At 71.0% G+C, this 26,270-nt stretch carries 25 protein-coding genes; 19 read left to right on the forward strand and 6 right to left on the reverse strand.

Annotated elements, in window-relative coordinates; genetic code table 11:
- Positions 1-27 precede the first annotated feature (27 nt).
- Positions 28-627 (reverse strand): PadR family transcriptional regulator, encoded by a 600-nt coding sequence (locus tag QM621_RS04620; protein ID WP_414989186.1) that lies wholly within the window; start codon positions 625-627, stop codon positions 28-30.
- Positions 628-866: 239 nt separating this feature from the next.
- Between QM621_RS04620 and QM621_RS04625 the strand changes: the two genes are divergently transcribed.
- Positions 867-3,209 carry a transglycosylase domain-containing protein gene (locus tag QM621_RS04625; protein ID WP_414989187.1) on the forward strand — a complete coding sequence of 781 codons (2,343 nt, stop codon included), beginning with the start codon at positions 867-869 and terminating at the stop codon, positions 3,207-3,209.
- Between the two features lie 65 nt (positions 3,210-3,274).
- Here the strand turns inward: QM621_RS04625 and QM621_RS04630 are convergent, their stop codons facing one another.
- Together QM621_RS04630 and QM621_RS04635 are read right to left on the reverse strand one after the other, a co-directional pair.
- On the reverse strand, positions 3,275-4,306 hold the full coding sequence (locus QM621_RS04630; RefSeq protein ID WP_414989188.1) for an alanine racemase: 1,032 nt from the start codon (positions 4,304-4,306) through the stop codon (positions 3,275-3,277).
- Between the two features lies 1 nt (position 4,307).
- Complete coding sequence (locus QM621_RS04635) at positions 4,308-5,441, reverse strand: lipid II:glycine glycyltransferase FemX (RefSeq protein WP_414989189.1); 1,134 nt, start codon at positions 5,439-5,441, stop codon at positions 4,308-4,310.
- 135 nt (positions 5,442-5,576) lie between these two features.
- On the opposite strand from QM621_RS04635, the gene QM621_RS04640 reads away from it, so the two are divergent.
- The 4 genes from QM621_RS04640 (at position 5,577) to QM621_RS04655 (ending at position 10,063) form a co-directional block, all read left to right on the forward strand.
- On the forward strand, positions 5,577-6,641 hold the full coding sequence (locus QM621_RS04640) for an ATP-binding protein (protein ID WP_414989190.1): 1,065 nt from the start codon (positions 5,577-5,579) through the stop codon (positions 6,639-6,641).
- A 187-nt stretch (positions 6,642-6,828) separates the two neighbouring features.
- Complete coding sequence (locus QM621_RS04645; RefSeq protein ID WP_414989222.1) at positions 6,829-8,289, forward strand: circularly permuted type 2 ATP-grasp protein; 1,461 nt, start codon at positions 6,829-6,831, stop codon at positions 8,287-8,289.
- A complete protein-coding gene (locus QM621_RS04650) occupies positions 8,289-9,215 on the forward strand; it encodes an alpha-E domain-containing protein (protein ID WP_414989191.1) in 927 nt (308 codons plus the stop codon). Before QM621_RS04645 ends, QM621_RS04650 begins: the two co-directional genes overlap by 1 nt.
- Positions 9,212-10,063 carry a transglutaminase family protein gene (locus QM621_RS04655; protein WP_414989192.1) on the forward strand — a complete coding sequence of 284 codons (852 nt, stop codon included), beginning with the start codon at positions 9,212-9,214 and terminating at the stop codon, positions 10,061-10,063. The genes QM621_RS04650 and QM621_RS04655 overlap by 4 nt, the downstream gene beginning before the upstream one ends.
- A 122-nt stretch (positions 10,064-10,185) precedes the next feature.
- Here the strand turns inward: QM621_RS04655 and QM621_RS04660 are convergent, their stop codons facing one another.
- Positions 10,186-11,727 (reverse strand): adenylate/guanylate cyclase domain-containing protein, encoded by a 1,542-nt coding sequence (locus QM621_RS04660; RefSeq protein WP_414989193.1) that lies wholly within the window; start codon positions 11,725-11,727, stop codon positions 10,186-10,188.
- Between the two features lie 184 nt (positions 11,728-11,911).
- Here QM621_RS04660 and rpsF point away from each other — a divergent pair, with 184 nt between their 5' ends.
- From rpsF to QM621_RS04725, 13 genes are all read left to right on the forward strand, one after another.
- A complete protein-coding gene (gene rpsF / locus QM621_RS04665; protein ID WP_414989223.1) occupies positions 11,912-12,202 on the forward strand; it encodes a 30S ribosomal protein S6 in 291 nt (96 codons plus the stop codon).
- A 102-nt stretch (positions 12,203-12,304) separates the two neighbouring features.
- Complete coding sequence (locus QM621_RS04670; protein ID WP_414989194.1) at positions 12,305-12,850, forward strand: single-stranded DNA-binding protein; 546 nt, start codon at positions 12,305-12,307, stop codon at positions 12,848-12,850.
- A gap of 39 nt (positions 12,851-12,889) precedes the next feature.
- Positions 12,890-13,126, forward strand: coding sequence for a 30S ribosomal protein S18 (rpsR, locus tag QM621_RS04675; RefSeq protein ID WP_414989195.1), 237 nt, complete (start codon positions 12,890-12,892; stop codon positions 13,124-13,126).
- Positions 13,127-13,141: 15 nt separating this feature from the next.
- Complete coding sequence (rplI, locus tag QM621_RS04680) at positions 13,142-13,588, forward strand: 50S ribosomal protein L9 (protein WP_414989196.1); 447 nt, start codon at positions 13,142-13,144, stop codon at positions 13,586-13,588.
- A 170-nt stretch (positions 13,589-13,758) separates the two neighbouring features.
- Complete coding sequence (locus QM621_RS04685; RefSeq protein ID WP_414989197.1) at positions 13,759-14,451, forward strand: ABC transporter ATP-binding protein; 693 nt, start codon at positions 13,759-13,761, stop codon at positions 14,449-14,451.
- A gap of 4 nt (positions 14,452-14,455) precedes the next feature.
- Positions 14,456-17,014 (forward strand): ABC transporter permease, encoded by a 2,559-nt coding sequence (locus QM621_RS04690; RefSeq protein WP_414989198.1) that lies wholly within the window; start codon positions 14,456-14,458, stop codon positions 17,012-17,014.
- 11 nt (positions 17,015-17,025) lie between these two features.
- Positions 17,026-18,066 (forward strand): hypothetical protein, encoded by a 1,041-nt coding sequence (locus QM621_RS04695; protein ID WP_414989199.1) that lies wholly within the window; start codon positions 17,026-17,028, stop codon positions 18,064-18,066.
- A gap of 14 nt (positions 18,067-18,080) precedes the next feature.
- Positions 18,081-19,112, forward strand: a complete 1,032-nt coding sequence (locus QM621_RS04700) for a DUF6801 domain-containing protein (RefSeq protein ID WP_414989200.1) — start codon at positions 18,081-18,083, stop codon at positions 19,110-19,112.
- Between the two features lie 4 nt (positions 19,113-19,116).
- Complete coding sequence (locus QM621_RS04705; RefSeq protein WP_414989201.1) at positions 19,117-20,130, forward strand: DUF6801 domain-containing protein; 1,014 nt, start codon at positions 19,117-19,119, stop codon at positions 20,128-20,130.
- 35 nt (positions 20,131-20,165) lie between these two features.
- A complete protein-coding gene (locus QM621_RS04710; protein ID WP_414989202.1) occupies positions 20,166-21,749 on the forward strand; it encodes an ABC transporter substrate-binding protein in 1,584 nt (527 codons plus the stop codon).
- Positions 21,750-22,091: 342 nt separating this feature from the next.
- Entirely contained in the window at positions 22,092-23,516 is a 1,425-nt protein-coding gene (dnaB, locus tag QM621_RS04715; protein WP_414989203.1) for a replicative DNA helicase, read from the forward strand.
- Between the two features lie 30 nt (positions 23,517-23,546).
- Positions 23,547-23,831 carry a type II toxin-antitoxin system Phd/YefM family antitoxin gene (locus QM621_RS04720; protein WP_414989204.1) on the forward strand — a complete coding sequence of 95 codons (285 nt, stop codon included), beginning with the start codon at positions 23,547-23,549 and terminating at the stop codon, positions 23,829-23,831.
- Positions 23,828-24,100: a type II toxin-antitoxin system RelE family toxin gene (locus QM621_RS04725; RefSeq protein WP_414989205.1), complete on the forward strand. Its 273-nt coding sequence runs from the start codon at positions 23,828-23,830 to the stop codon at positions 24,098-24,100. The genes QM621_RS04720 and QM621_RS04725 overlap by 4 nt, the downstream gene beginning before the upstream one ends.
- A 1-nt stretch (position 24,101) precedes the next feature.
- Here the strand turns inward: QM621_RS04725 and QM621_RS04730 are convergent, their stop codons facing one another.
- Positions 24,102-25,079 (reverse strand): adenylate/guanylate cyclase domain-containing protein, encoded by a 978-nt coding sequence (locus QM621_RS04730; RefSeq protein ID WP_414989206.1) that lies wholly within the window; start codon positions 25,077-25,079, stop codon positions 24,102-24,104.
- Entirely contained in the window at positions 25,072-25,473 is a 402-nt protein-coding gene (locus tag QM621_RS04735; RefSeq protein WP_414989207.1) for a Crp/Fnr family transcriptional regulator, read from the reverse strand. The genes QM621_RS04730 and QM621_RS04735 overlap by 8 nt, the downstream gene beginning before the upstream one ends.
- A gap of 144 nt (positions 25,474-25,617) precedes the next feature.
- On the opposite strand from QM621_RS04735, the gene QM621_RS04740 reads away from it, so the two are divergent.
- On the forward strand, positions 25,618-26,268 hold the full coding sequence (locus QM621_RS04740) for a DedA family protein (RefSeq protein ID WP_414989224.1): 651 nt from the start codon (positions 25,618-25,620) through the stop codon (positions 26,266-26,268).
- Positions 26,269-26,270 lie beyond the last annotated feature (2 nt).

Raw genomic sequence — 26,270 nt, forward strand, 5'->3', positions numbered from 1 at the left:
GGTGCTCCTTTTTTGAAATGCTCGGGGTCATGCTGTCTGGCTGGTCGTGTCGGGGTCGCCGGCGTCGTCGCCGGCGACCGCGTACCCACCTGCACGCTCGCGGTCGATGAGCTCGGTCAGCCACTGGACCTCGCGTTCGACCGACTCCAGGCCGTGGCGCTGGAGCTCGCGCGTGTAGGAGTCCGCCTGACGCCGACCCCGTTGGGAAGCGTCGCGGACGTTCTCGAGCCGCTCCTGGAGCCGGCTGCGCCGACCCTCGAGGATGCGGACCCGCGTCGGCGTGTCGGTGCGCGCGAAGAACGCGAACCGGACGCCGAAGTTCTCGTCGTCCCACGTGGCCGGGCCGGACTCCTCCATGACCTGCGCGAAGGACTCCTTGCCCTCGGCGGTCAGGCGGTAGGCGATCCGGTTGCGGCGGCCGCGCACGGCGGCCTCCGGATCGTCGTCGGCCACGATGAGCCCCTGGCGCACGAGTGACTTCAAGCAGGGGTACAGCGTGCCGTAGGACAGCACCCTTCCCCAGCCGAGCAGAGCGATCAACTGTTTGCGCAACTCGTACCCGTGCATCGGGGAGTCGTGCAACAGTCCGAGGATCGCGAGCTCGAGCGCAGCGCCGCGCCGTGCCATGGACACACCTCACGTGAGTGGAATTGATATATCGAGACGATACATCGAATCGTCGCGGGAGTCACGTCGGGGCCGGACGGCCGTCGCCGTCCGGCCGCTCACAGGCTGCCGATAGGTTTGGACCCGATGACCTGACCAGGCACACTAGAGGCCCTGGCCAGATCGGCGCGCCCGGAAAAGCGGGACACGCGTCGGTCGGTTCGAGATGGAGGTGCCCGGCGGTGACGCGGAGCAATAAAGTGAGTGCGGGAAACAGGCAGGCCAAGCGCGGCGGCCCGTTCAAGTGGTTCCGTGCCATCGGCGGCGAGGGCAAAGCCTGGTGGGTCAAGACCCTGCGCTGGCTGGCCTTCCTGACGGTCGCCGGATTCGCGACGGGCGCGCTGGCCTTCTTCATCCTGTATCGGATGATCGAGATCCCCGACCCGAACCAGGAGTTCCAGACCCAGACCACGAAGGTCTACTTCTCCGACGGAACGACCCAGTTGGGCGAGTTCGCCGAGCAGCAGCGCGAGAACGTCTCGCTCGACCAGGTGCCCGACGTCATGCAGGCGGCGGTCATCGCGGCCGAGGACCGCACCTTCTACTCCAATCGCGGCCTCGACTTCAAAGGCATCATCCGCGCCTTCCGTGACAACACGGCCTCCGGCGAGATCCAGGGCGGCGCCTCGACGATCACCCAGCAGTACGTCAAGATCCTTTATCTGACCCAGGAGCGCTCGTACCAGCGCAAGGCCAAAGAGGCCATCCTGTCGCTCAAGATCCACAACCAGTTGAGCAAGTCCGAGATCTTGGAGGGCTACCTCAACACGGTCTACTACGGCAACGGCGCCTACGGCGTGCAGGTCGCCGCACGCACCTACTTCAACAAGGACGTCTCGGAGCTGAGCGTCCAGGAGGCGGCCTACCTCGCCACCGTCATCAACTCGCCGAGCCGCTTCGACCCTTACACTGCCAACTGCACGGCCAACGAGGCCAGCCCCGAGTGTCAGGCCGACCGCTCGGTCATCCTCGAGCGCTACCAATACGTGATCGACGGCATGGAGAAGTCCGGCGCGATCACCCTCGAGGAGGCCACTGCGGCCTACGACACGCTGCCGGCCTTCTCCCCGCGCGTGATCAGCGACCGTTACGGCGGAACCAACGGCTTCCTGCTCAAGATGGTCGAGAACGACATGGCCCGCCGTGAGTTCAGCGACTCGGAGGTGCAGGGCGGCGGCCTGCGCATCATCACCACCTTCGACGCGGGCATGCAGCAGGCCGCGATCGACGCGGTCAACGAGGTCAGCCCCCAAGGCCTGGAGGGCCTGCACCAGGCGGTCGTCGCGGTCGAGCCGGGCACCGGCGCGGTCAAGGCGATCTACGGCGGCCCCGACTTCCTGGCCAGCCAGATCAACTGGGGGACGACCGAGACGCAGCCCGGATCGACCTTCAAGCCGTTCGCGGTGATCGCGGCTTTAGAGGACGGCTTCAGCCTGCGAAGCTCGCTGACCGGCCAGTCCCCTTACCGGACGCCGGGCGGCGAGACGGTCAAGAACTACGGCGACAGCGGCGGCGTCTCCTTCGGCACCGTCACCCTGCAGCAGGCGACCGCCAAGTCGATCAACACCGCCTTCATCGACCTCACCTACAAGATGAGCGACGGCGGGGACGTCAGCGTCGGCGCGAGCAAAGTGATCGACGGAGCCAGGCAGGCCGGCATCCCCGAGTCGACCTTGGAGAACATCGAGGCCGTGCCGGTCGCCACGCTGGGCTACGCGCCGGTGGCCCCGGTCGACATGGCCAACGCCTACGCGACCATCGTCGCGAGCGGCAAGCGCTCGGAGTGGCACGTGGTGAGCAAGGTGACCTCTCCGGAGGACGCGGTGCTGTTCGAACAGGTCGCCGAGCCGGAGCAGAGCGTCCCCGCCGACGTCGCCGCCGACACGCTGTCCGCCCTGAAGGCGGTCACCTCCTCGGGCGGCACCGGCCAGAACGGCAACACCGTCTGCCCGACGATCGGCAAGACCGGCACCGCCACGGCCACCGGAACCGACGGCTACGAGCACATCTCGTCCGTGTGGTTCGTCGGGGCCACGCCGAAGCTGGCGACGGCGGTCATGTACAACCGCGGCGTCGGCAACGAGTCGCTGGAGGGCTTCCTGTCCCCGGCCACCGGCGGCGGCTATCCGGCCAGGACGTTCAAGACGTTCATGAACAAAGTGCTCGACAGCAACGACTGCGGCGAGTTCCCCGCAGCGGCCAACATCAAGCCCAGCAGCATGGTGACGACCACCACGGCCGCGCCCCAGTGCGGCGCGACCGAGCAGTTGAACGCCGACCGCACGGCCTGTGAGCCTCGCACAGTGCCCCAGTGCTCCAGTTCCGAGAAGCTCGACTCGACCGGGTACGACTGCGTCCCGCGAACCTGCGCGGACGACGGGCTGACCGGCACGTATCCGAATTGCACGAGTCCGACGCCGACCACGACGACACCCACGCCGACAGCCACGGCATCACTCGCTACGAGCTACTACCAAACCCAGGCGACGTGTAAGCCTTCCTCCCGGTATCGCTGGGACGGGCAACGATGCTGGATACAATGATCGTGCGGTGATCCCGAGGGCTCCCGACCTGCTGGTCGGGAGCCCTTCGCCGTGCGAGGAACGGGTCAGACGAAACGGACGGCGTCGAAGCTCGCGATGGTGTGGCGCACCGTCACCGGGACGGCCTCGCCGACCTCCGGCGGCGTGGTCCCCGCAGGCAGGAAGAGCATGGACGCCTGCATGTGCGGCGGTTCGGCGAACCAGGTGCGGCGCCCGCCGATCGCGAAGGGGGCCAGGGCCAGGCCCGCGGCCTCCATCACGCCGTAGGCGAGCGACTTGGCCCGGTCCTTGGCTCCGGTGACCGCGCGCGGGGCCTCCAGGCCGACGCTGTGGCTGGTGCCGCCCTCGACGATCACGATGTGCCCGTCCCGCGGCATCGCCCGCTGGCGGTAGCCGACCCGGTCGCCGCGCCGCACCGGATGCACGTCGAGCACGCTCGCCCAGACGCCCAGCTCCGAGCCGTCGCCGTGCCAGAGGCGGGTGCCGATCCGCGGACGGACACTCAGTTGGGGCCGGGTCTCGCGCAGCTCGTCGAGCTCGGCGGGGGTCAGGTGAGAGACGAAGAGGCGGTCGGATGCGATCTGCGAGGCGAGCAGCACGCCGGCCCACCGCTGCGCCTCGGCGAGCTGTCCGCCCTCCATCGGCAAGTGGATCGAGAGGCCTTCGACGGCCAGCCCCTCGGCCGCCCGGGCGGCGGCCGCCAGCTCGTGGCGGTCGAGACCGTGGCGCAGCATGGAGGTGCGTCCCTCGAGAAGGATCCGGGCGCCGGGGGCGCGCTCGGCCAGCGCGGCGACGTCGTCGACGCGGCCGAGCGTGTGCACCACCCGGGGATCGAGGACCGCCTCGGACAGGAAAGGGCGCCACGGCGACAGGACCAGCACGTCGCCGCCGAACGCGGCCAGCGCGCCCGGGACCTCGCTGTAGGAGCCGACGGCGATGAGGTCGGCTCCGATCCGGGTGGCCTCGGCGGCCAGCAGATCGCGGCCGAGTCCGTAGCCGTTTCCTTTGACGACGGGGACAAGGCCGGGCGTCGCCTCGACGAGCTCGTCGATCCGTCGTCGCCAGGAGTCGGCCACGACGCGTAGCTCGAAGGTCATGTCAGCGCCTTCCGAGGTAGAGGGTGAACGCCTTGTAGAGGGCGCGGTTGAGCGGCAGGTCCCACTCGCCCAGGTACTCGACCGCCCGGCCGCCGGTGCCCACCTTGAACTGGATGAGCCCGATGTGCGGGTCGTCGGCGTCGAGGGTGTCGGTGATGCCGCGCATGTCGTAGACGGTGGCGCCGGCCGCGAGGGAGTCGGCGATCATGCGCCACTGGACGGCGTTCGAGCCGCGCACCTCGCGCTTGGCGGTCGTCGACGCGCCGTAGGAGTACCAGGCGTGCTGGCCGACCCGCACCATCGTCGTGGCCGCGACGAGGTCCCCCTCGTGGCGGGCGAGGTAGAGGCGCATGCGGTCGGGCTCGTCGGCGTTGAGCGCGTCCCACATCGTCGTGAAGTAGGAGGCCGGACGCGGGATGAAGTGGTCGCGCTCGGCGGTCTCGACGTAGACGCGGTGGAAGTCGTCGAGGTCGTCGCGGCCGCCGAGGCTCACCTCGACGCCGAGCTTGGCGGCCTTCTTGATGTTGCGCCGCCACAGCTGGTTCATGCCCTTGAGCACGGCGTCCTCGGTCAGCGGCGCGCCGTCGGCGTCGGTGAGCGGGACCTGGAAGTTGTACTTCGGCTGGCCCGCCGAGAAGCCGCCCTCGACCGGCACCGGGCGCCAGCTGCGCGCGGCCAGCCCGTCGGCGACGGCCAGCGCGGCGGCGTCGCTGTGGTCGGCGGGGACGTCGGAGAGCGTGCCCAGCACCGGGTCGGCGACGCCGGCCTTGATCGCGGCGGCGTTCCAGGCGCGGCTGACGACCGGCGGCCCCATGCGGATGGCGAAGGCCTTGGCGGCCTTGAGGTGGGCGACCATCGGTGCGAGCGCGGCGTCGAGGTCGATTCGCGTCCAGTCCAGGTCGGGGCCCTCCGGGAGGTAGGCCAGGTACCGCTCGATCTTCGGGACCGGGCGGAACAGGACCAGTCCCGCCCCGACCATGCGGTCGCCGTCGAACCAGCCGATCGACTCGGCCCGCCACTCCGCCTTCACCGCGGCCCAGCCGGGCGTCTGCAGGAAGCTCACCGAGGGGCGCGAGGCGATCCAGTCGCGGTGCTCGTCGGCGCTGATCGTCCGTACGTCAAGAGGAGTCGTCACCCACCCGAGGCTACCGGCCTCCCGTCACGCCGCCGCCCGCTCACCGCGTTCCTTGTCACCGCCCCTCCCTTTCCGTCGAAATGCACAGTAGAAGTGCGTCGAAATGCACAGTGGCGGAGGGATGGCTGCCCTCCGGTGCTCATCGACGAGTGGCAGTTGGAACCGCAGACCTGGGAACGCGTGCGCCGGGCGGTCGACGCCGACGCCATCGGCGGGCGCTTCCTCCTCGCAGGATCGGCGGGCGTCGCCCCCGGTGTGCGCGTCCACTCCGGCGCCGGACGGATCGTCAGCGTCCCCATGCGCCCACTGGCGGTCGGCGAGCGGGGCCTCGGCACGCCGACCGTGTCCCTACGCGGCCTGCTCACCGGGGCGAGCGATATCGGCGGAGACACCTCCGTCGGCCTGCCGACGTACGTCGACGAGATCGTGCGATCGGGTTTCCCCGGCATCCGCGACCTCCCTGAGACCGCTCGGCGCCTTCAACTCGACAGCTACGTGACGCGCCTCGTGGAGCGCGAACTGCCCGAGAACGGCGTCTCCGTGCGACGCCCGTCGACGCTGCTGGCCTGGTTGACCGCCTACGGAGCCGCCACCGCGACCAACGCCGCCTACGCCACCGTGCTCGACGCGGCCACGGCCGGCATCGCCGACAAACCCTCTCGGACCACCGTCGACGGGTATCGCGAACATCTTCAACGGTTGTTCATCCTCGACCCCGTCCCCACCTGGACCCCCGCCTTCAGTCCGCTGAAACGACTGACCTTGACGCCGAGGCACCACCTCGTCGACCCGGCGCTCGCCGCCCGGCTGGTCGGCGTGGGCCCCGCCGGCCTGTTGCGCGGCGACGGCGGGCGTGTCGCGGCCGCCACCGGCACCTGGCTCGGCGCGCTTTTCGAGTCGCTGGTGACGCAGAGCGTCCGGGTGTACGCCACCGCTTGCGGGGCCACGGTCAGCCACCTGCGGACGAAGAACACCGACCGCGAGATCGACGTGATCGTCGAAGGGCCGGAACGCGAGGTCGTGGCGATCGAGGTCAAGCTCTCGGCGACCGTCGACGACCCCGATGTGCGCCATCTGAACTGGCTGCGCGACCAGATCGGCGACCGCTTGGTCAACCGCGTCGTCATCACCACGGGCGAGGTCGCCTACCGACGCTCTGACGGCGTGGCGGTGGTGCCGCTCGCGCTACTGGGGGCGTGAGGGGCGATCAAGTGAGGTAGGCCCCGCTCATCCCCCTTCTGAACGAGGACGCGTGCGGGTCCGCACTGTGCGGGTGCGGCCGCGATAGCCATGCCGAAACATGCCTGACACGTCGCGGTCCTACACTCACGCCGTGAGTGAGACGAGCCTCTTCGACGACTACGGCGGCGGCGCCGGTTTCGATGAGATGTTCACCGCCGCCGGTCAGGTCCGCTCCGAGTACGAGGCCATCCATCGGCGTTTCGTCTCGATGGGCGCCGAGGAGGTCCGCTCCCGTGCCGAGGCGCTCGCGTCGTCCTACCTCGACCAGGGCGTCACCTTCGGCGTGGCCGGCGAGGAGCGTCCCTTCCCGCTCGACATCGTGCCGCGCGTCATCGAGGCCGAGGACTGGCACCGGGTCGAGCGCGGCGTCGCCCAGCGGGTGCGCGCGCTGGAGGCCTTCCTCGCCGACGTCTACGGCGACGGCAAGCTGTTCAGCGACGGCGTGGTGCCCCGTGAGACGGTCGTCACCTCGCCCCACTACCACCGGGTCGTGGCCGGGTGGGAGCCCGCGGGCGGCGTGCGCGTGCACGTCGCCGGCGTCGACCTGATCCGCGACGGCGACGGCGCCTTCCGGGTGCTGGAGGACAACGTCCGGGTGCCGTCGGGCGTCTCCTATGTGATGACCAACCGCCGCGCCCTGTCCGGCGCGCTGCCGGAGGTCGTGGCGGGCCACCGCATCCGGCCGGTCCAGCAGTACTCGCTGCACCTGCTCGCCGCGCTGCGGGCCGCCGCGCCCGCCGGCGTGAGCGACCCGACGGTCGTCGTGCTGACCCCGGGCGTCTACAACTCGGCCTATTTCGAGCACACGCTGCTGGCCCGCACGATGGGCGTGGAATTGGTGGAGGGGCGCGACCTCGTCTGCCAGGGCGGCCGCGTCGCGATGCGCACGACCCGCGGCCTGGAGCCGGTGCACGTCATCTACCGGCGCATCGACGACGAGTTCCTCGACCCCGCAGCCTTCCGACCCGACTCGATGCTCGGCGTGCCCGGCCTCATCACCGCCGCCCGCGCCGGCAACGTGACCGTCGCCAACGCGGTCGGCAACGGCGTCGCCGACGACAAGCTGCTCTACACCTACGTGCCCGACCTGATCGACTACTACCTCGGCGAGGAGCCGATCCTCGCCAACGTCGACACCTGGCGGCTCGGCGACCCCGACCAACGCGCCGAGGTGCTCGACCGGCTCGACGAGCTGGTGCTCAAGCCGGTCGACGGCTCCGGCGGCAAGGGCATCGTCATCGGCCCGGCCGCCTCGACCGCCGAACTCGACGAGCTGCGCACGAAGATCGCCGCCGACCCGCGGGCCTGGATCGCCCAACCGGTGATCTCGCTGTCGACCGTGCCGACCCTCGTCGAGGACGGCATCCGCCCCCGCCACGTCGACCTGAGGCCCTTCGCGGTCAACCGAGGCGACGACGTGTACGTGCTGCCCGGCGGGCTGACCCGCGTCGCGCTGCCGGAGGGCGAACTGATCGTCAACTCCAGCCGGGGCGGCGGCTCCAAGGACACCTGGGTGCTCGCCGACCCGCTCACCGACCCGCATCCGCGCGACGAGGAAGAAGCGGCCGCCAGCGGCCAGAAGCAGAGCGAGGGAGGGATCGCCTGATGCTCAGCCGGATCGCCGACTCGCTGTTCTGGATCGGCCGCTACCTGGAGCGCGCCGACGACACCGCGCGCATCCTCGACGTCCAGACGCAGGTGCTCGTGGAGGACCCCTCCATCGACGAGGTCAGCTCCTGCCGTCAGCTGCTCACCGTCATGGGCGTCGAGGACGTGCCCGACGACGCCGACCGCTGGACCGTCATGGAGCTGCTCGCCCACGACCACAGCTCGCCGTCGTCCATCGCCTACGCCATCGAGATGGCCCGCGAGAACGCGCGCGGCGCCCGCGAGACGCTCTCGACCGACATGTGGGCGAGCATCAACATGACGTGGCGGGGGCTCAGCGCGGCCCGCACGATGCGCCAGGTCGACCTGTCCGGCTGGGTGCGCAGCCGCACGGCGATGATCGCCGGCATCGCCGACTCGACCATGACCCGCGACGAGGGCTGGCGGTTCTTCGTGCTGGGCCGCAGCGTGGAGCGGGTCGACATGACCGCCCGCATGCTGTCGACCGCCGCGCTGGCCTCCGAGGCGCACCTCGCCTGGCCGACGACGCTGCGCGCCTGCGGCGCCTACGAGGCGTTCATCCGGGCGTACCGGGGCGTCGAGGCCGACCAGTACGCGGCGGAGTTCCTGCTGCTCGACCGCTGGTTCCCCCGGTCGGTGGTCTCCACCCTCGCCGCCGCCGAGAAGGCGCTGGCGCGGCTGGAGAACGGCGGACGGCGGTCCGGCTTCAACGACGAGGCTCTGCGGCTGCTCGGCCGGGCGCGCACCGAGTTGGAGTACCGGCCGCTCGCCGAGATCGTCTACGACCTGCCGACCGAGATGGAGCGCTTGCAGCGCCGGGTCGCGGCGGCGAGCGAGTCGATCACCGACCGGTACTTCTCGCATGCCGAGACGCGCGAGTGGAGCGAGGGGAGTCTGCTGTGAGCACACCGGAGAGCCTGCGGCTGAGCATCCGCCACACCACCGGCTACCGCTACGCCAAGGGCGCGTCCGGCTCGTACAACGAGGCCCGCATGACGCCGCTGGGCACGGGCGACCAGACGGTGCTGCGCTCGAAGGTCGAGGTACGGCCGGCGCCGTGGACCTTCGAGTTCCGCGACTACTGGCGCACCGAGGTGACGGCCTTCGAGGTGCACGAGGAGCACACGTCGTTGGAGGTCGTGGCGACGGCGACCGTCGAGACGCGCGTGCCGTCGGCCTCCCCGGCCGGGCTGGGATGGGACGACCTCGGCGAGGTCGCCGACGAGCACTGCGAGTTCCTGATGTCGTCGCCGTGGGTGGCCGCGCCGCCGGAACTGGTCGAGGAGCTGGAGCCGTTGCGCGCCGCAGCGCAGACCCCGAGCGACTTCGCGTGGTCGGTCGGGGCCTTCCTGCACCGGACCGTCGCCTACCGGCCGTGCAGCACGACCGTCGAGTCGACGGCGGCCGACGCCTGGGCCGCGCGGGCCGGCGTCTGCCAGGACGTCGCGCATCTGATGGTCGGCGCGCTGCGCTGGGCGGGCGTGCCGGCGCGCTACGTGTCGGGCTACCTGCACCCGTCGCGCGAGCCGGAGGTCGGGGCGACGGTCGAGGGCGAGTCGCACGCCTGGATCGAGTGGTTCGACGGCGACTGGATCGGCTGGGACCCCGCCAACGACCTCGCCCCCGACGCGCGCCACGTCGTGGTCGCCCGAGGCCGCGACTACTCCGACAACCCCCCGCTGCGCGGCATCCACGCCACCGACGGCGACTCCGACCTGTTCGTCTCCGTCGAGATCACCCGCCTGCGGTAACGACCCCCTCAGGGCGGTGAGTTGTCCACCTTTCGCCTGTCGTCGGTGAGTGATCCACCCTATGAGCGCTCATAGGGTGGAAGATCCACCGGCCCACGGGCAAAGGTGGACAACTCACCGCCTCAGGGGATGGCGAGGACGGCGACGGGGGTGGGGGTGGAGCGGCCGCGGAGGGTGACGGGGGCGGCGGGGGTCCAGTGGGACTGCTCGGCCTCGCTCGCCGCGTCGACGCTGGCCTGCATGACGAGGACCTGGCCGGGGACGTCCTTGGCGAGGTCGGTGAGCCGGGAGGCGGAGTTCACCGCGTCGCCGATGACCGTGTACTCGAAGCGCGACTCGTCGCCGATGTTGCCCGCGACGACCTCGCCAGTGGCCACGCCGATCCCGGCGCCCACCTCGGTCACCTCAGCGGCGAGGCGGCGGGCCATCGTGCGGGCGGCGGCCAGCGCCTGCTCGGCGTGGTCGGGACGGTCGACCGGGGCGCCGAAGATCGCCAGCACCGCGTCGCCCATGAACTTGTTGACCAGCCCGTGATGCCGGTCGACCTCCTCGACGACCACGCCGAAGAAGCGGTTGAGCACCGCCACGACGTCGGCGGGCGTGTGCTCGGTGGCGTACGTCGTCGACGACACCAGGTCGACGAACAGCACCGACACCCGGCGCGTCTCCCCGCCCAGCTCGACCTCGCCCGCCTGCGCGGCGGCCGCCACCTCGCGCCCGACGTGACGGCCGAACATGTCGCGGATCGTCTCGCGCTCACGCAGCCCGGCGGCCATGTCGTTGAAGCCCGCCTGCAGCACGCCCAACTCGGTTCCGTCGTAGACCACGATGCGGGTGTCGTAGTCGCCGTCGCGCACCTGGCCGAGGGCGGCGGTCACCGACTGCAGCGGGTTGATGATCGACCGTGTGGTCAGCACGGTCACCAGCAGGCCGAAGGCCAAGACGACCCCGGACAGCCCCAGCACGACGATGGCGAACTGCGTCTTGGACGACTCCGGGAAGGCCAGCACCATGACCGCCGCCACGACGAGGCCCAGCACCGGCGCGGCGGTGCCCAGCCCCCAGAACACGAGCAGCCTCCACTGCACGCCCACGCCGCGGATCTTCTCGACGTCGTGCTCCTCCAGCGCGCGGGCGGTGACCGGCCGCAGCGCGAACTCGGCGAACAGGTAGGCGATGGTCGTCACCACGAGTCCGGCGATGACCACGCCCGCGATCACGCCGAGCACGGCGCGCGGTTGGAGGAGGAAGGCGAGCACCCCGTAGAGGACAGCGGCGAGATCCCACAGACAGGCCTGCATGAGGCTGAGCCGCCAGGGCAGCCGCAGCGCCTCGCGCCCCTCGGCCTCGGTCGGCGTGCGCTCCCGGACCGCCCAGCGCAGGCTCTTGAACAGGCTGAGCGTGCCGTAGGTGGCGCCGAAGACCACCGCGGCCAGCACATAGGTGGGCGTCGCGATGGCGAGCGCCGTGCCGAAACGAGCGTTGATGCCCTCGCCGGGGATAACCACCAAGCTCAGCGCCGCCACGACCATCGCGCCGATGACGTTGGTCGCGATGATGAGGACGGTCAGCAGCACCTGCACCCGGACCCGCAGCCGCCGCAAGCCCTGATCGGCCGAGCCCAACAACAGCGATCCGTACGCGGCGTCGCCCGTGCGTGCCATATGTTGTCCGTCCTCGTGCCGGTCGTCGACCCGTCAGCACAGAATCTTAGTGTGCGCGCGAGCACCGCCGGATTTGGCTGCAATCGCGGCTGTCGCGTAAGCTGACCCGGTTGCCTGTCAGGCAACACCTCCTGCTGCGGATGGTCCGTAGCCGCTGAGTCCGAAGGAGGGCGCGCGTATGTCGCTGCGTCACTACGAAGTCATGGTCATCCTCGACCCGAGCCTGGACGAGCGCACGGTCGCTCCGAGCCTCGACACCTACCTCAACGTCATCCGCAACGAGGGCGGCACGGTCGACGACGTCGACGTGTGGGGCAAGCGTCGTCTCGCCTACGAGATCAACAAGAAGTCCGAGGGCATCTACGCCGTCGTCGACCTCCAGGCCACCCCGGCGGCCGTCGCCGAGCTCGACCGTCAGCTCACGCTGAACGAGTCCGTCGTCCGCACCAAGGTCGTCCGGCCCGACGCCCGCTGAGAACGCCGCGCGCCGCGCCTGTGGACAACGCCTTGGCGATGTCCGGGGCATGGGCTTGACTGAGCCTCACGGCGCGACGCACTCTCACGAAAGGTTCCAGCCATGGCAGGCGAGACAAACATCACCGTGATCGGCAACCTGACCGATCACCCCGAGCTCAAGTTCACCCCGAGCGGGGCGGCGGTCGCCAACTTCACGGTGGCGTCCACCCCGCGTACCTTCGACCGTCAGACCAACGAGTGGCGTGACGGCGAGGCGCTGTTCTTCCGCTGCGCGGCCTGGCGTCAGCTGGCCGAGAACGTCGCGGAGTCCCTCACCAAGGGGCAGCGCGTCATCGTCACCGGCACGCTGCGCATCCGCAACTTCGAGCGTCAGGACGGCTCGCGGGGCACCAGCGTCGAGATCAACGTCGAGGAGATCGGCCCCTCGCTGCGCTTCGCGACGGCCAAGGTCGAGCGCGCGCAGCGCAGTGGCGGCGGTGGTGGTGGCTACAACGCCGGCGGTGGCGGAGGCGGCTTCGGCGGCGGTAACGCGGCCCCGAGCCAGCCCGCGAGCGACCCGTGGGGCGCGCCCCCGGCCGGTGGCGGCCAGGCGGCCCCGAGCAACGACCCCTGGGGAGGCGGCGGCTCGTCCGAGCCCCCGTTCTGATCCCCGCTTCCCATCAACTTTCACTTCACCAGGAGCATCATGGCCAAGCCAGTCATCCGCAAGCCCAAGAAGAAGAGCAACCCGCTCTCGACCTCCGGCGTCACCACGATCGACTACAAGGACACCGCGCTGCTGCGCAAGTTCATCTCCGACCGGGGCAAGATCCGCGCCCGTCGCGTCACCGGCGTCTCCGTCCAGGAGCAGCGCCAGATCGCCAAGGCGATCAAGAACGCGCGCGAGATGGCGCTGCTGCCCTACACCTCCACCAACCGCTGAGCGAAGGGGACACTGATGAAGCTCATCCTCACCCACGAGGTCAGCAACCTCGGCGACCCCGGCGACATCGTCGAGGTCAAGGACGGCTACGGCCGTAACTACCTGCTGCCCCGCAACTTCGCGATCCGTTGGAGCAAGGGCGCGGCCAAGCAGGTCGAGTCGATCAAGGCCGCCCGTCAGGCGCGCGCCATCCACGACCGCGAAGAGGCGACCGCGCTGCGCGACCGTCTCCAGTCGGCTCCGGTCAACGTGCCGGTCCGCGCCGGCGAGGGCGGCCGTCTGTTCGGCTCGGTGACCGTCGCCGACATCGCCTCGGCCCTGGAGGCCGCCGGCGGCGCGGTCGACAAACGTCGCATCGAGGTCGGCAACCCGATCAAGTCGCTCGGCGCGCACACCGTCTCGGTGCGCGTCCACCCCGAGGTGACCGCCACGGTCAAGTTGAACGTGGTCGCCGCGAAGTGACTCATGCCCCTCGTCGAGGGGTGCCGTACGAGGCCCGGACCGCCCAGCGGTCCGGGCCTCGTCGCGTTCCTGGTGGCCTATCTCACCTTTTCGGCCGTAACCCCGGGGGAACTGGGACAGTTGTACAGCCAGTGACTAGTAAGGGGAGCCTCGCCATAAAAGGAGACACCGTGTCCGATCCCATCATCGTGGCCGAGGGGCTGTTCAAGACCTTCGGCGGACCCGGCGGCGAGCCGGTGGTGGCGCTGGACGACGTCTCCGTCGAGGTGGCCCCCGGCGAGATGGTCGTGGTCATGGGACCCTCCGGCGCCGGCAAGTCGACTCTGCTGCAGGTGCTCGCCGGACTCGACCGCCCCGACGAGGGCAGCGTGCGCATCGCCGGGGAGGACATCACCCGCTGGGGCGACCGCCGCCTGGCCCGCCTGCGCCGCCAGCAGCTCGGCTTCGTCTTCCAGTCCTTCAACCTCGTCGACAGCCTCACCGCCCGCGAGAACATCGCCCTGCCGTTGGAGATCGACGGCCGCGAGGTCGACGACGCATGGCTGGAACGACTGGCCGACAGCCTCGGCGTCGTCGACCGGCTCGACCACCTGCCCGGCCAGCTCTCCGGCGGCCAGCAGCAGCGCGTCGCCGTCGCCCGCGCGCTGCTGGCCGACCCCGACGTCGTCTTCGCCGACGAGCCCACCGGCGCCCTCGACGCCGAGTCCGCCGAGCAGCTGACCGACGTGCTGGTCTCCGTCGCCCACGACCACGGGCACGCCGTCGTCGTCGTCACCCACGACGACCGTCTGGCCCGGCGAGCCGACCGCGTCTACCGGCTCGCCGCCGGACAGCTGGACCAACTGACCACTGCGGGAGTCTGAGCCGATGTCGACATCACGCACGGCGGGGGCGCTGCGCCGTCTCGCCGTGGCCGAGGCCCGTCGGCGGCCCGGACGCGTCGTCGTCACGGTGCTGACCGTCGCGCTCGGCGCCGGAGCCCTCACCACCGCCCTCGTGCTCGGCGACAGCGTCGAGACGGCCGTCGCCGACGGGGCGTCGGTCGAGTTCAAGAACACCGACGTCATCGTCCGCTCCGAGATCGCCGCCGCCGAGGAGAGCGCCCAGACCCTGCTCGGGTCGCCCTCGACCTCCGTCGCCCCGGAGAACGTCGCTGCCGTGGCGGCGCTGCCCGACGTGGAGGCGGTGGCCTCGACGACCCGCGCCGCGGCCGTCGCCCGCACCGGGGACCTGGCCCGGGGCATCAGCCTGGAGTCGCTGGCCACCGACACCCGCTTCCAGTGGCAGGGCTGGTCGGCCGGACGCCCGCCGAAGCAGACCACCGAGATCGCGCTCAGCCAGCACACCCTCGACGAGCTGCTGATCGGCCTGGGCGACCAGGTGCAGATCGGCCATCCCGGCGTCGGCTACGCCAACTTCACCGTCGTCGGCGTGGTCGACACGCGCGGCTCGCTGACCCGCCAGTCCTCGGCCTACGGCATCGTGCTCGACAGCGTGGCCGCCCGGCTGGCCGGGATCGAGGGCTCCAACACGATCCTGATCGACGCGGCCGACGGCGCCGACCTCGACGAGGTGGTCGCCGGGGTCAACGAGAAGGCCCCCGTCGGCTGGCCGCAGAAGACCTCCGATTTGATCTCGAGTTCCACCGACGTCCAGGGCGGCCGGGTCGCCGCCCTCGGCGCCGTGGTCGCGGTGCTGGCCGGGGTGTCCTGCCTCGTCGCGGCGATCACCGCCGCCACCACGACGGTCGCCGGCCTCGCCACCCGTCGGCGCACCTGGGCGCTGGCCCGCTGCATCGGCGCGAACCGCTGGCATGTCGCCGGGCTCGTCACCGTCGAAGCGCTGCTGCTCGGCGCGGTCGGGGCGGTCGGCGGCGTGCTCGGCGGCCTGCTGGTCTCCCGCCTCGCGCTGCCGCTCGTCGGCCTGGTGCCCAGCCTGCCGCCGCTGCAAGGCTCCTCGTTCACGGTGCACGCCTCGTCGGTCGTCGTCCCGCTGCTGGTCGCGGCCGGGCTCGCGCTGCTCGGCGCGCTGCTGCCGGCCTGGCTCGCCGCCCGCATCTCCCCGCAGGCGGCGCTGCGCGAGACCCGGACGCCGCAGGGTCGGTCGGCCGGTCTCGTCCGACTCGTCGTCGGCGTGGTCCTGACGGCGCTCGGCACCGCCGCCGCGCTCCTGGGAGCCGACGACACCCGCCTGTGGCTGATCGTGGGGGGGGTGGCGGCCATGCTGCTCGGCGCGGGCCTGCTGCTCACCCCGCTGCTGGCCCTGCTCGCCCGGCTGCTGGCCGGGTGGGCGGGATCGGCGGCGGTGCGCATCGGCCTGCGAGACGTCGTGCAGCGCCCCCGGCCCGCCGCGACCGAGGCGGTCGCCGTGGCGCTGGCCGTCGGCATGATCGCGATGTCGTGGGTGGCGCTCGCCTCGATCCAGGAGGCCACCTCCGCGCGTCTGTCGGACTCGCCGATGCCCGACCTGACCGTCGGCGCCCCCGACGGCGCGGGCGTGGTGCCGAAGGAGGCCGTCGAGTACCTGCGTGAGATCGACGGCGTCGACACCGCCGTCCAGGTCGACCACGGCGTCGACGTGACCGTGGAGGGCCAGGGCGAGACCGGCCACGTCTCGCTGTCGACCGGCGTGGTGGCCGGGAACGCCGCCCAACTCGGCAGAGCACTGCCCCACGGCTTCCCGGTCAACGAGATCGCCGACGACACCGTCTACCTGCCCGAGGTCGCCTTCCCGCCCTTCACCGAGGGCTCGCGGGTCACGCTCAAAGGCCCCGACGGCGCCAGCGATCCTCTGAAGGTCGTCTATATCGAGGACTTCGAGCTGCCCGCCGTCGTGAGCCCGGCCACCATGGAGACGGCCACCGAGAAGAGCGAGACCCGCATGGTCTGGATCGCGCTCGCCGACGGGGCCGACCGGACCGAGGTGGCCGACGAGATCACCGGTGTGGCGATCCTCGCCGGACAGCTGCCGGTGACCGGCCCGGTCATCACCGACATCCGCATCGGCGAGGCGCTCAGCACCGCGCGGGCCGCCGCCGTGGCGATCCTGGTCGTCGCGGTGATCGTGGCCGCCGTGGGCGCCGCCGCCACCGCCTCGCTGTCGGTCTCCGAACGCGCCCGTGAGCACGCCGTGCTGCGGGCGCTCGGCCTGCCGCGCGCGTCGCTGGGCCGTCTGCTCACCGCCCGCGTGCTCTTCGTCGGCGCGGTCGCCTCGCTGCTCGGGGTCGTCGTCGGCACGCTGGTCGGCATCGTCGCCAGCCGCGCCGTCGCCGTCGGCCTGGGCCTGCCGCCGCAGGTCAGCTGGCTCGTGATCGCCCCCGTGCTCGTCGTCGCCCTAATCACCGTGCTCCTCATCCGCACCGCCGCCCTGGTGCCGATGGAGCGCGCCTCATACATCCCGCCGTCGCGCGCTCTGGCGCGAGGGTGAAGGAGGGAATCATGAAGAGAACACTCGCCTCGGTCTCCGCGACCGTCCTGACCGCCGTGGTCGCGCTGAGCGGCACGGCTCCGGCCTCGGCCGACGACGACTCGCTGCTCGGCATCACCGCCGACTACGACTGCTTGATCGAGAACGCCAGCGCCGACGCCGTACGCGTCTCGGTGTACGTCGAGGACGTCCCCGAGGACGCGAAGACCGGAGACAAAGTGACGCTCTCCGGCCGGCTCGACCTGGGATTCACCTCGACCACCACCTGGTCGATGGTCGGCACCAGCCTGGCCCAGGAGTTCGCACTCGACGAGACCACCTTCGGCGTCGTCGCGGTCTCCGGCGACGACGAGCAACTGCTGGCGCTCGACGAGATCGAGTCCACCCCGGCCACCCCTCCCACCGACAGCACCGGCATGACCATCTCCACTCCTTTCACGCTGGAGGAGTACACCGTGCCGGACGACAGCGAGGAGGTGACCTTCATGATGCCGACCGGCGAACGAGTGGAGAACACCGTGTCGACGAGCCCGGAGAAGGTCGCCTTCACCGCCGTCGTCAGCCAGGCCTACACGTACGCCACCTTCGTCCCGGCCACGACGCGCAAGGTCGCCTGCGGCGTCGACGCCGACCAGGCCGCCGCCGCGCTCGTGCGGCTTCCGGTCTCCGCCGGAGCGGGCACCGCCGCCGGCGTCGAGAACATCTCGCCGGAGACGGTCGCCGAGGTGGCCGCGCTCGTCGACAACGCCTCCCTGAACACGTCTCTGAACACGTCCGCCGCCGTGTCGGCAGACCTGGACGTCGATGCCGCGCTGGACGCCCCGGCGCTCGCGGACGAGGCGCCCGCCGGCGTCAACGACGCCATCGCGAGCGCCTTCCCCGGCCTGCCGCAGCACACCAAGATCGGCGGCATCCTCATCCCCGCCTGGCTGATCGTGCTGTTGATCGCCCTGATCCCGGCGGCCATCGTCGGCTATGCCCTGCACCTGCGCACCCGCACCATGCTCGCCCAGATCGCCAGCGGCGACGTGCGCGCCCGGTTCGCCGACTGAGGAAGGAGAGTCCCATGAAACTCGCCCCCGTCCGTTCCCTCCCCGCGCTGACCGCCCTCGGACTGGCCGCGATGTTCGCCGTCGGCCCCTCGTCGGACGCCGAGGCCCGCACCGCCACGGCCCAGGCGGCCTACGAGTGCGCCGCGATGTTCGACGGCCAGGAGAACACCCAGGTCGCCGGCGAGGCCGGCATCTGGACGGTCACCGCGTCGATGCAGTTGCAGGTGCCGGAATCGGTCGCCCCCGGACAACGGGTACCGCTCAACGGCGTGCTCGCCCTGCAGATGCCCGAGGACCTGCGTCAGTCGATGGAGGGCTTCCTGGACACCGTCGAGGCCTACTCCGACACCGCCTCGGTGACCCTCGGCGTCAACGGCGGCACGGACATCCACAACGCGGACCGCTGGCAGACCCCTCGGCAGAAGGTCGGCAACCCGTTCGTCGTCAAGGGCGCCATCGGCTTCCCGAGTTTCACGGTGCCCTCGAACGCCAGCGGCGTCGTGAAGATCGGCCTGCCCCAGAACAACGTGGTGAAGAACCCCTTGAAAGCCCGGGCCACCAAGAACGGCAACCAGATGCCCGACATCGTGGCGTTCACCGGCCGCGCCCAGGCGTCGGGCGCGATGGGCACCTACTCCTACGACCTCGCCTGCTGGTTGAAGCAGCCCACCGCCGGCATCATCGCCCAGATCCCCGTCAGCGCCTCGGGCAGCAGCGGGAGCAGCACGAGCGGCACCAGCGGCAGCGTCGGCGGGACCTCGGGATCGGCCGGGAGCGGTACCTCGAGCAGCAGCACGGCCGCCGGGTCCAATCCGGACGACCCGTTCGCCGCCGCAGCAGCCGCCGCCGAGGACGGCACGCTCGCCGAGGGCGAGGACGGAACCACCGCCGCCGACGCCCAGAGCACCGCGACCGGGGTGGCCCTCGGCCAGGGCGTCAAAGTCCCGCTCTGGCTGCTGGCGACCGTCGGCGTCATCGCGATCATCGGCTCCATCGCCTACCTCGCCCTCACCCGCTTCCGCCTCGGCCTGATGCTGAAGGACTGACCTGATGGCACGCGGACGGACGACCCGGCTTCTGCTGGCGGCCACCATGGCGGCGACCACCGCCACCCTGGCCGCCCCGGCGGCATCCGCCGAGCGCGAGGTCGCCGACCAGGCCGGCTACCAGTGCGCCATGATGTTCGACGGCCAGGAGGCGTACGGTTTCGGCGGTCAGGCGAACATCCTCGACGTCACCGTGTCGATGGGGCTGAAGGTTCCCACGGCCGTGTCGCCCGGGCAGAGAATCCCGCTGCGCGGCGCCCTCACCCTCCAGTTCTCCGAGGAACTCCGTTCCCAGATGAACGGCCTGATCGACACCGTCGAGGGCTACTCCGACACCGTCTCGGTCGGCGTCGGCATGAACAACGGCCAGTCGATCCATCGCGCCGACCGCTGGCAGACGCCCCGGCAAGCGGTCGGCAACCCTTTCCTGGTCCGAGGCGCGATCTCCTTCCCGAGCCTCACCGCGCCGCGCACCGTCGGCGGCAGCGTCACGCTGGCGTTGCCGCGCAACAACGTGATGGCCAATCCGATGCGCGCCAAGGCCCCCGAGACCGCCATGCCCGACACCATCGCCTTCACGGGCCGGGCCGTCGCCTCGGGCTCGCTCGGCACGTACACGCTCGACCTCGCCTGCTGGCTCAGCGACTCGAACCCCGGCATCATCGCGGCGATCCCGGTCACCAGCGGCGCCGCGTCCGGCTCTCCCGCCAGCGCGGCGCCGTCCTCGGGCGGATCGTCCGCCGCCGCTTCCGGCGACGGCGCGACATCGAGCCTCGCGGCCGCGCCGGGCGGCGACCCGTTCGCCCCGGCCGCCTCCGTCCCCTCCGCCGACGGCGACGTCACGACCGCCGACGACACCACGCGGGCCGCTCTCGACGCCGCCTCCCTGACCCAGGGCGTCGTCGTGCCGACCTGGCTGGCGATCGCCGTCGGGGTCCTCGCGTCGCTCGGCGCGGTGGGCCACCTGGCGCTGACCCGCTACCGGATGACCCTCATGACGCGGGCCTCTCGCAGCTGAGAACGGCCTCAGCCACGGCCGGTAGCATGCCCGGAATGATCTGGGCACGCAGTCGTCTGGCCGTCGGCGCCGCCGGCCTCCTCCTGCTCGCCTCCTGTGGTGGCGGGGACGAGCCGGTCGAGCTTCGCGACGGAGGCACGCTCCGGCTCGCGGTGAGCGAGCTGCCGGAGTCGTTCAACCCGTACCGGGCGACGCCGTCACCGGCCCTGCAGACGCTCCTGGAACCGACACGGGGCTCCGCGGTGCGGCTCGCCGACGACGGCTCCTGGGACGTCGACGAGCGGTACGCGGAGTCGGTCGAGATCACCGCGACCGAGCCGTTCACCGTGACGGTGCGGCTCAACCCCGACGCCGTGTGGTCCGACGGCACGCCCATCGACACGGCCGACATGCAGGCCTTCGTCGCGGCGCAGACCGGCGCGGGCGGACAGCTGCCCAGCGACGGCGAGCCGTGGCGCGCGGTCGCGGGCGTCGATCCGGGGGCCGACGCGTGGACGTACGCGGTGCGCTTCAACGCCCCGACCGCCGACTGGCCCGCGCTGGTCTATCCGGGGCTGCCGTCCGAGGCGACCGCCGCCGAGCTGTACAACGACTTCTCCACCGGGGCCCCGCCGACGAGCGGACCGTTCGCCGTCGAGTCCGTCGACCGGGAGAAGGGCGTCGTGACCCTCGGCCGCCACCCCCACTGGTGGGGCGAGGAGCCGACGCTCGACGGTGTCGAGTTCTCGGTCATGGACGCCGACCGGCAGGCGACGGCCTTCGCCGAGGGCGACCTCGACGCGATCGACCTGCCGCCCACCGCGATCACCGAGTTCGCCGACCGCGACGGGGTGACCCTCTCGGTCTCGCCCGGGCGCGAGTGGAGCCACCTGACCCTCAACGCCGGACGCGGACCGCTCGCCCACCCGGCCGTGCGACAGGCGGTGGCCCGGGCGGTCGACCGACAGGCGTTGGCCGACGCGGTCGGGTCGAAGGCGGCCGCAGCCGGGAGCGTGGTCGCCGTGCCCGGCCAGCAGGGCTATGCCGACACTGCCTCCGATGTACTGGGTCACGACCTCGACGCGGCGACCGAGCTCTTGGCCTCGGCGGGCTACACCGAGTCGAAGGGGCGTTGGGTCGGCTCCGACGGCGCGCCGCTGACGCTGCGCTACCCGGTGCCGGAGGGCAATGAGCCCGCCCTCGAGCGCGCCGAGGCCGTCGCGGCCGACCTGGACGACCTCGGCGTCGACGTCGACGTCGAGCCGCGCCCGGCCGAGACCTTCTTCGACGACGTCGTCGTGGCCCTCGACTTCGACCTGGTGTCCTTCCTGTGGTCGAGCGACCCGTTCGCGACGCAGGCGGCCGTCGCCCGTTCCACTCCGGTCGACGGGCCGTCGAACTTCACCGGCCTCGCCGACCCGGCCGTGGCCCACGCCGGCGCGGCGCTGCTCGCCGCCGCCGACCCGGACTCCTTCCGGGCGGCGGCGCGCGCCTACGACGAGGCCGTGCTGGCGACCGCGACGATCATCCCGCTCGTCGTGGAGCCGCAGGCCGTCGTGGCCGACGAGGAGGTCGTCGGGCTGACCGCCCGCCGTTTCGGCGTGATCGACTGGACGAAGGTCGGTTTCCGCGTCGAATGAGTCGACCCGGCAGCCTGTCGACATGTCCATCTGTGGATGAGTGGCGGTGGGAAATTCACTCCGTCCACAGATGGGGACGGCGTTTGCGCAGGTCAGAGTGTTGACACCGAGGCTTCTCGCGGATATCCACAGAGTTGTCCCCACCCTGTGCACAGTCGTGTTCGGCGTTTCGCACAGGTTTTCCCCCGTTGCACACACAGCCTGTGGATAACTTGGTGATCTCGGTTCGACCCGGAACGCCTCGGGGGCCTAAGGTGAGCCATCGTGGCCGTGGAATGTCCGTGCCCGCGCCTACCCTGAGCGCATCTGCCGACCGCCCGGCCCGAGGAGAGGAGTCCGCCTGTGAGCGTCACCGAGGTCTACCCGTCCGAGCCGCCCGACGAGGACGCCTTCACCGGCGGGCGCGTCCCCCCGCAGGACCTCGGCGCCGAGCAGAGCGTGCTCGGCGCGATGCTGCTGAGCAAGAACGCCATCGACCCGGCGGCCGACACGCTGCAAGGCCGTGACTTCTACCGCCCGTCGCACGAGCTGATCTTCGAGGTCATCACCGACATGTACGGCCGGGGCGAGCCGGCCGACGCGATCACCGTGGCCGCCGAGCTGCAGCGGCGCGGCGACCTCGCCAAAATCGGCGGCGCCCCTTATCTGCACACGCTCGTCGCGGGCGTCCCGACGGCCGCGAGCGTCGACTACTACGCCGCCATCGTCCACGAGAAGGCCGTGCTGCGCCGCCTCGTCGAGGTCGGCACCCGCATCCAGCAGATCGGCTACGACCAGACCGGCGAGGTCGCCGAGCTGGTCGACCAGGCGCAGGCCGCCGTGCTCGACGTCGACGGCGACCGGGGCGCCGAGGACTACAGCTCGATGGCCGAGTTGATGCCGCTGGCCATCCAGGAGATCGAGGACATCGCCAGCCGCGACGGCGAGATGGCCGGCGTCGAGTCCGGCTTCCCCGACATCGACACGATCACCACCGGCTTCCGTCCCGGCCAGATGATCGTCGTCGCGGCCCGTCCGGGCGTCGGCAAGTCCACCATCGGCCTCGACTTCGTGCGCGCCGCCGCCGTCAAGGGCGACACCCCGTGCGCCATCTTCTCGCTGGAGATGACCGCCGCCGAGATCGCGATGCGACTGCTGTCGGCCGAGGCGAAGGTCAGCATCGGCCATATGCGCGGCGGCACGGTCAACAAGTTCGACTGGGACGCCATCAGCCGGGCGATGCCCCGGGTCATGGGCGCGCCCATCGTCATCGACGACTCCCCGAACATGACCATGCCGCAGATCCGCTCCAAGGCGCGGCGCATCGCCAAAGACCACGGCCTCGGCATGATCGTCATCGACTACCTCCAGCTCATGACCTCTGGCAAACGGGTCGAGAACCGTCAGGTGGAGGTCAGCGAGTTCAGCCGTCAGATCAAGCTGCTCGCCAAGGAGCTGGAGATCCCGGTCGTCGCGATCAGCCAGCTCAACCGCGGCTCGGAGGCTCGCAGCGACAAGGTCCCGCAGCTGTCCGACCTGCGCGAGTCCGGCTCGATCGAGCAGGACGCCGACGTCGTCATGCTGCTGCACCGTCCCGACATGCACGGCGGCGGCGACGGCGACCGCCCCGGCGAGGCCGACGTCATCATCGCCAAGAACCGCTCGGGTCCGGCCGGCGTCAAGGTCGCGGTGACCTTCCAGGGCCACTACTCGCGCTTCACCCCCATGGCCCGCGACGAGGCCCCGCCCCCCGCCGCCGACGCGGCCGCCGCCGGCGACTTCTTCTGATTCACCCATGAACGCGCTAGAATTCTGTGCATGACGACGCTTCCTCTGGCTGAGGCGCGGGCCAAGTTCTCGGCGCTCGTCGACTCCGCGGTCACCACTCACGAGCGCTTCGACGTGACTCGCAACGGGGACCGCGTGGCGGTTCTCCTGTCCGCCGACGACTTCGACGCGCTGTTGGAGACGCTCGATGTCCTGAGCCGTCCCGACGAGGTCGCCGCCCTCCGCTCAGGCCTGGACGACGAGGCGGCAGGGTGCGTGTCGTCGCTCGACGACGTCCGCGCCGAGATGGCCGACCTCGGCAGGCTGTCGCGGTGACCGACCGTTTCGAGGTCGTCCTCACGAGAAGCGCCCGACGGGCGCTCACCCACGGACTTCCCGAGACGGTCGCCGCCGCCGTGTTCGAGTTCATCGACGGCCCGCTGCGGGAGAACCCCTATCGCGTCGGCAAAGCACTTCGCGAGCCACTGACGCCGCTGTACTCGGCCCGGCGCGGCGACTACCGCGTCCTCTACCGGATCGAGGAGGGGCGGCTGGTGGTGGTCGTCGTCTCCGTCGACCATCGCCGCGACGCCTACCGGCGCTGAGTCAGCGCTTCTTCGGGCGTCGGAGCGACCAGGGCTCCAGGTGGTCGTAGCCCTTGACCGAGGCCCGTGGGGCGCGGCGAAGCCGGAAGTCGGTCTCCTCCAGCAGGCGCGCCAGCTCGGCGTCGACCAGCACACGCCCCGGTCGGGCGATGGAGGTGAGCCGCGCGGCGATGTTGACGACCGGGCCGAACACGTCGCCGAGCCGGGCGAGCACCGTGCCGTAGGCCGAGCCGACCCGCACCTGCGGATAGGCCGGGTCGCGGTCGCACTGCTCCACCAGGTTCAGCGCGACCTCGGCCGACGCCACCGGGTCGGCGATCGTGTACAACACCTCGTCGCCGATGGTCTTGACCACCTGGCCGCCCGCCTCCACGACGATGCCCGAGGTGGTCTGCTCGAAGGTCTCGATCATCGTGGCGAGTTCGCTCGTGCTGAGCTGACGGCTGCGGCTGGTGTACCCGACGATGTCGACGAAGCCCACCGCCAGCGGCGTCGCCAGCGGGTCGGTGGAGGCCTGCAACAAGGCGCGGCTCGTCGCGTCGACCAGATGCCGCCGCCAGATGTAGGACTGCACCTTCTCGACCAGCGGGATGACCTCGGTCAGCGCCTCCAGCGGCGCCGGCTCCCCGCTGCCGACGCCGAGGAACATCCGGCTCTGCCAGTCGGCCAGCCGGGCGAAGGACGAGCCCATGGCGCGCGTCAGCCCCGGCAGCGACTCCAGGTCGAAGACGTCCTGCTCGAACAGCTCGCGCACAGCACGCAGCGCGTCGACGTCGGCGGCGGTGAACGCGGCGCGGTCGTCGCCGACCTCCGCGAAGCCGAGCGAGCGCCACAGCCGGGTGGCCCACTCCAACGGCACCTCGGCGCGCTCGGCGACCTCGCGGCGGGTCAGGCTCGGCGTCTCGCCGAGCAGGTACGACCCGGCCACCTCGATGACGATGGCCGGGTCGAAGGCGTCTCCGCCCGCCTCGTCAGTCACTCGCGAGGCGCGCGGCGGCGGCCTCCTCGAGGGCCTGGCCGAAGCTCGGGTTCTCGGCGACGAGGCCCGCGATGGCCTCGTCGGTGAAGTGCAGCGCCTTGAGCGGCGTCAGCGCGAACACCGACGCGCTGCGCAGCTTGTGGTTGACCAGGGCGATCTCGCCGATGACCGAACCGGCCCCGAGCTCGGCGATGTCGGCGTTGTCCTTGCGGATCACGACCTCGCCCTCCAAGATGATGTACGCCTTGTCGGCCGGGGTGTTCTCCCACATGAGCGACCAGCGGGCCGGCACGTTGACGATGGTGCCGTGGGTCGCGAGCGCCTTGACCGTGGTCTCATCGAAGTCGGTGACGGACTGAAGCGCCTCGACGACGGACGGATCGAGCTTGGCCATGATGTTCCTCTCGTTGCCGGATCGCGGTGGATCCGGGTGTTGCCTCCCCGCCGTGATCTTGTCATCTGCGCCGGTGGCTGTCCAGCGTTCGCGGGATTCGTGGGGCGCGTCGCCGGGCGGCGGTCCGTTAGGCTCTTCGGCGTGATGCTCAGCAACGACCTGACCGGGACGCATGAGATCGACGGCCTCGCCGGGTTCATGGTCGATCTGATGGACAGATTAGGGCTGCTCGGCGCGGCCATCGCCGTCGGGCTCGACAACCTCTTCCCCCCGATTCCCAGCGAGATCGTGCTGCCGCTGGCCGGGTTCGCGGCGAGCCAGGACATCTTCTCGCTCCAGGGCGCGCTGTTCGCGACGACCGCCGGATCGGTGATCGGCGCGGTGGCCCTGTACTGGCTGGGCCGGGCGTTCGGCCGCGACCGCGCCGTGTGGGTGTTCGACAAGACGCCGCTGCTCAAGGTCTCCGACCTGGAGAAGACCGAGGAGTGGTTCGCCAAGCACGGCTCCAAGGCGGTGTTCTTCGGCCGCATGGTGCCGATCTTCCGCAGCGTCATCTCGCTGCCGGCCGGCGTGGAGAAGATGAGCTTCTGGCTGTTCCTCGCGCTGACGACCGCGGGCAGCCTGATCTGGAACTCGATCTTCGTCGTCGCCGGGTACCGGCTGGGCGAGAACTGGGAGAAGGTCGAGCCGTACGCCGACGTCTTCCAGAAGGTCGTCATCGTGGCGGTGCTCGTCGTGATGGTCGCCTTCGTCGTGGTGCGGGTGCGCGAGAAGTTGATCGAGAAGCGCGGTTAGGC

The organism is Aeromicrobium sp. (assembly GCF_047606445.1).
In the GTDB taxonomy this organism is placed as follows: domain Bacteria; phylum Actinomycetota; class Actinomycetes; order Propionibacteriales; family Nocardioidaceae; genus Aeromicrobium.

Coding starts and splice junctions, on each gene's coding strand:
- QM621_RS04620 (WP_414989186.1), bottom strand. CDS start 627: ATGGCACGGCGCGGCGCTGCGCTCGAGCTCGCGATCCTCGGACTGTTG.
- QM621_RS04630 (WP_414989188.1), bottom strand. CDS start 4,306: ATGACCTTCGAGCTACGCGTCGTGGCCGACTCCTGGCGACGACGGATC.
- QM621_RS04645 (WP_414989222.1), top strand. CDS start 6,829: ATGTTCACCGCCGCCGGTCAGGTCCGCTCCGAGTACGAGGCCATCCAT.
- QM621_RS04650 (WP_414989191.1), top strand. CDS start 8,289: ATGCTCAGCCGGATCGCCGACTCGCTGTTCTGGATCGGCCGCTACCTG.
- QM621_RS04660 (WP_414989193.1), bottom strand. CDS start 11,727: ATGGCACGCACGGGCGACGCCGCGTACGGATCGCTGTTGTTGGGCTCG.
- QM621_RS04670 (WP_414989194.1), top strand. CDS start 12,305: ATGGCAGGCGAGACAAACATCACCGTGATCGGCAACCTGACCGATCAC.
- rpsR (WP_414989195.1), top strand. CDS start 12,890: ATGGCCAAGCCAGTCATCCGCAAGCCCAAGAAGAAGAGCAACCCGCTC.
- rplI (WP_414989196.1), top strand. CDS start 13,142: ATGAAGCTCATCCTCACCCACGAGGTCAGCAACCTCGGCGACCCCGGC.
- QM621_RS04690 (WP_414989198.1), top strand. CDS start 14,456: ATGTCGACATCACGCACGGCGGGGGCGCTGCGCCGTCTCGCCGTGGCC.
- QM621_RS04695 (WP_414989199.1), top strand. CDS start 17,026: ATGAAGAGAACACTCGCCTCGGTCTCCGCGACCGTCCTGACCGCCGTG.
- QM621_RS04700 (WP_414989200.1), top strand. CDS start 18,081: ATGAAACTCGCCCCCGTCCGTTCCCTCCCCGCGCTGACCGCCCTCGGA.
- QM621_RS04705 (WP_414989201.1), top strand. CDS start 19,117: ATGGCACGCGGACGGACGACCCGGCTTCTGCTGGCGGCCACCATGGCG.
- QM621_RS04710 (WP_414989202.1), top strand. CDS start 20,166: ATGATCTGGGCACGCAGTCGTCTGGCCGTCGGCGCCGCCGGCCTCCTC.
- QM621_RS04720 (WP_414989204.1), top strand. CDS start 23,547: ATGACGACGCTTCCTCTGGCTGAGGCGCGGGCCAAGTTCTCGGCGCTC.
- QM621_RS04735 (WP_414989207.1), bottom strand. CDS start 25,473: ATGGCCAAGCTCGATCCGTCCGTCGTCGAGGCGCTTCAGTCCGTCACC.
- QM621_RS04740 (WP_414989224.1), top strand. CDS start 25,618: ATGCTCAGCAACGACCTGACCGGGACGCATGAGATCGACGGCCTCGCC.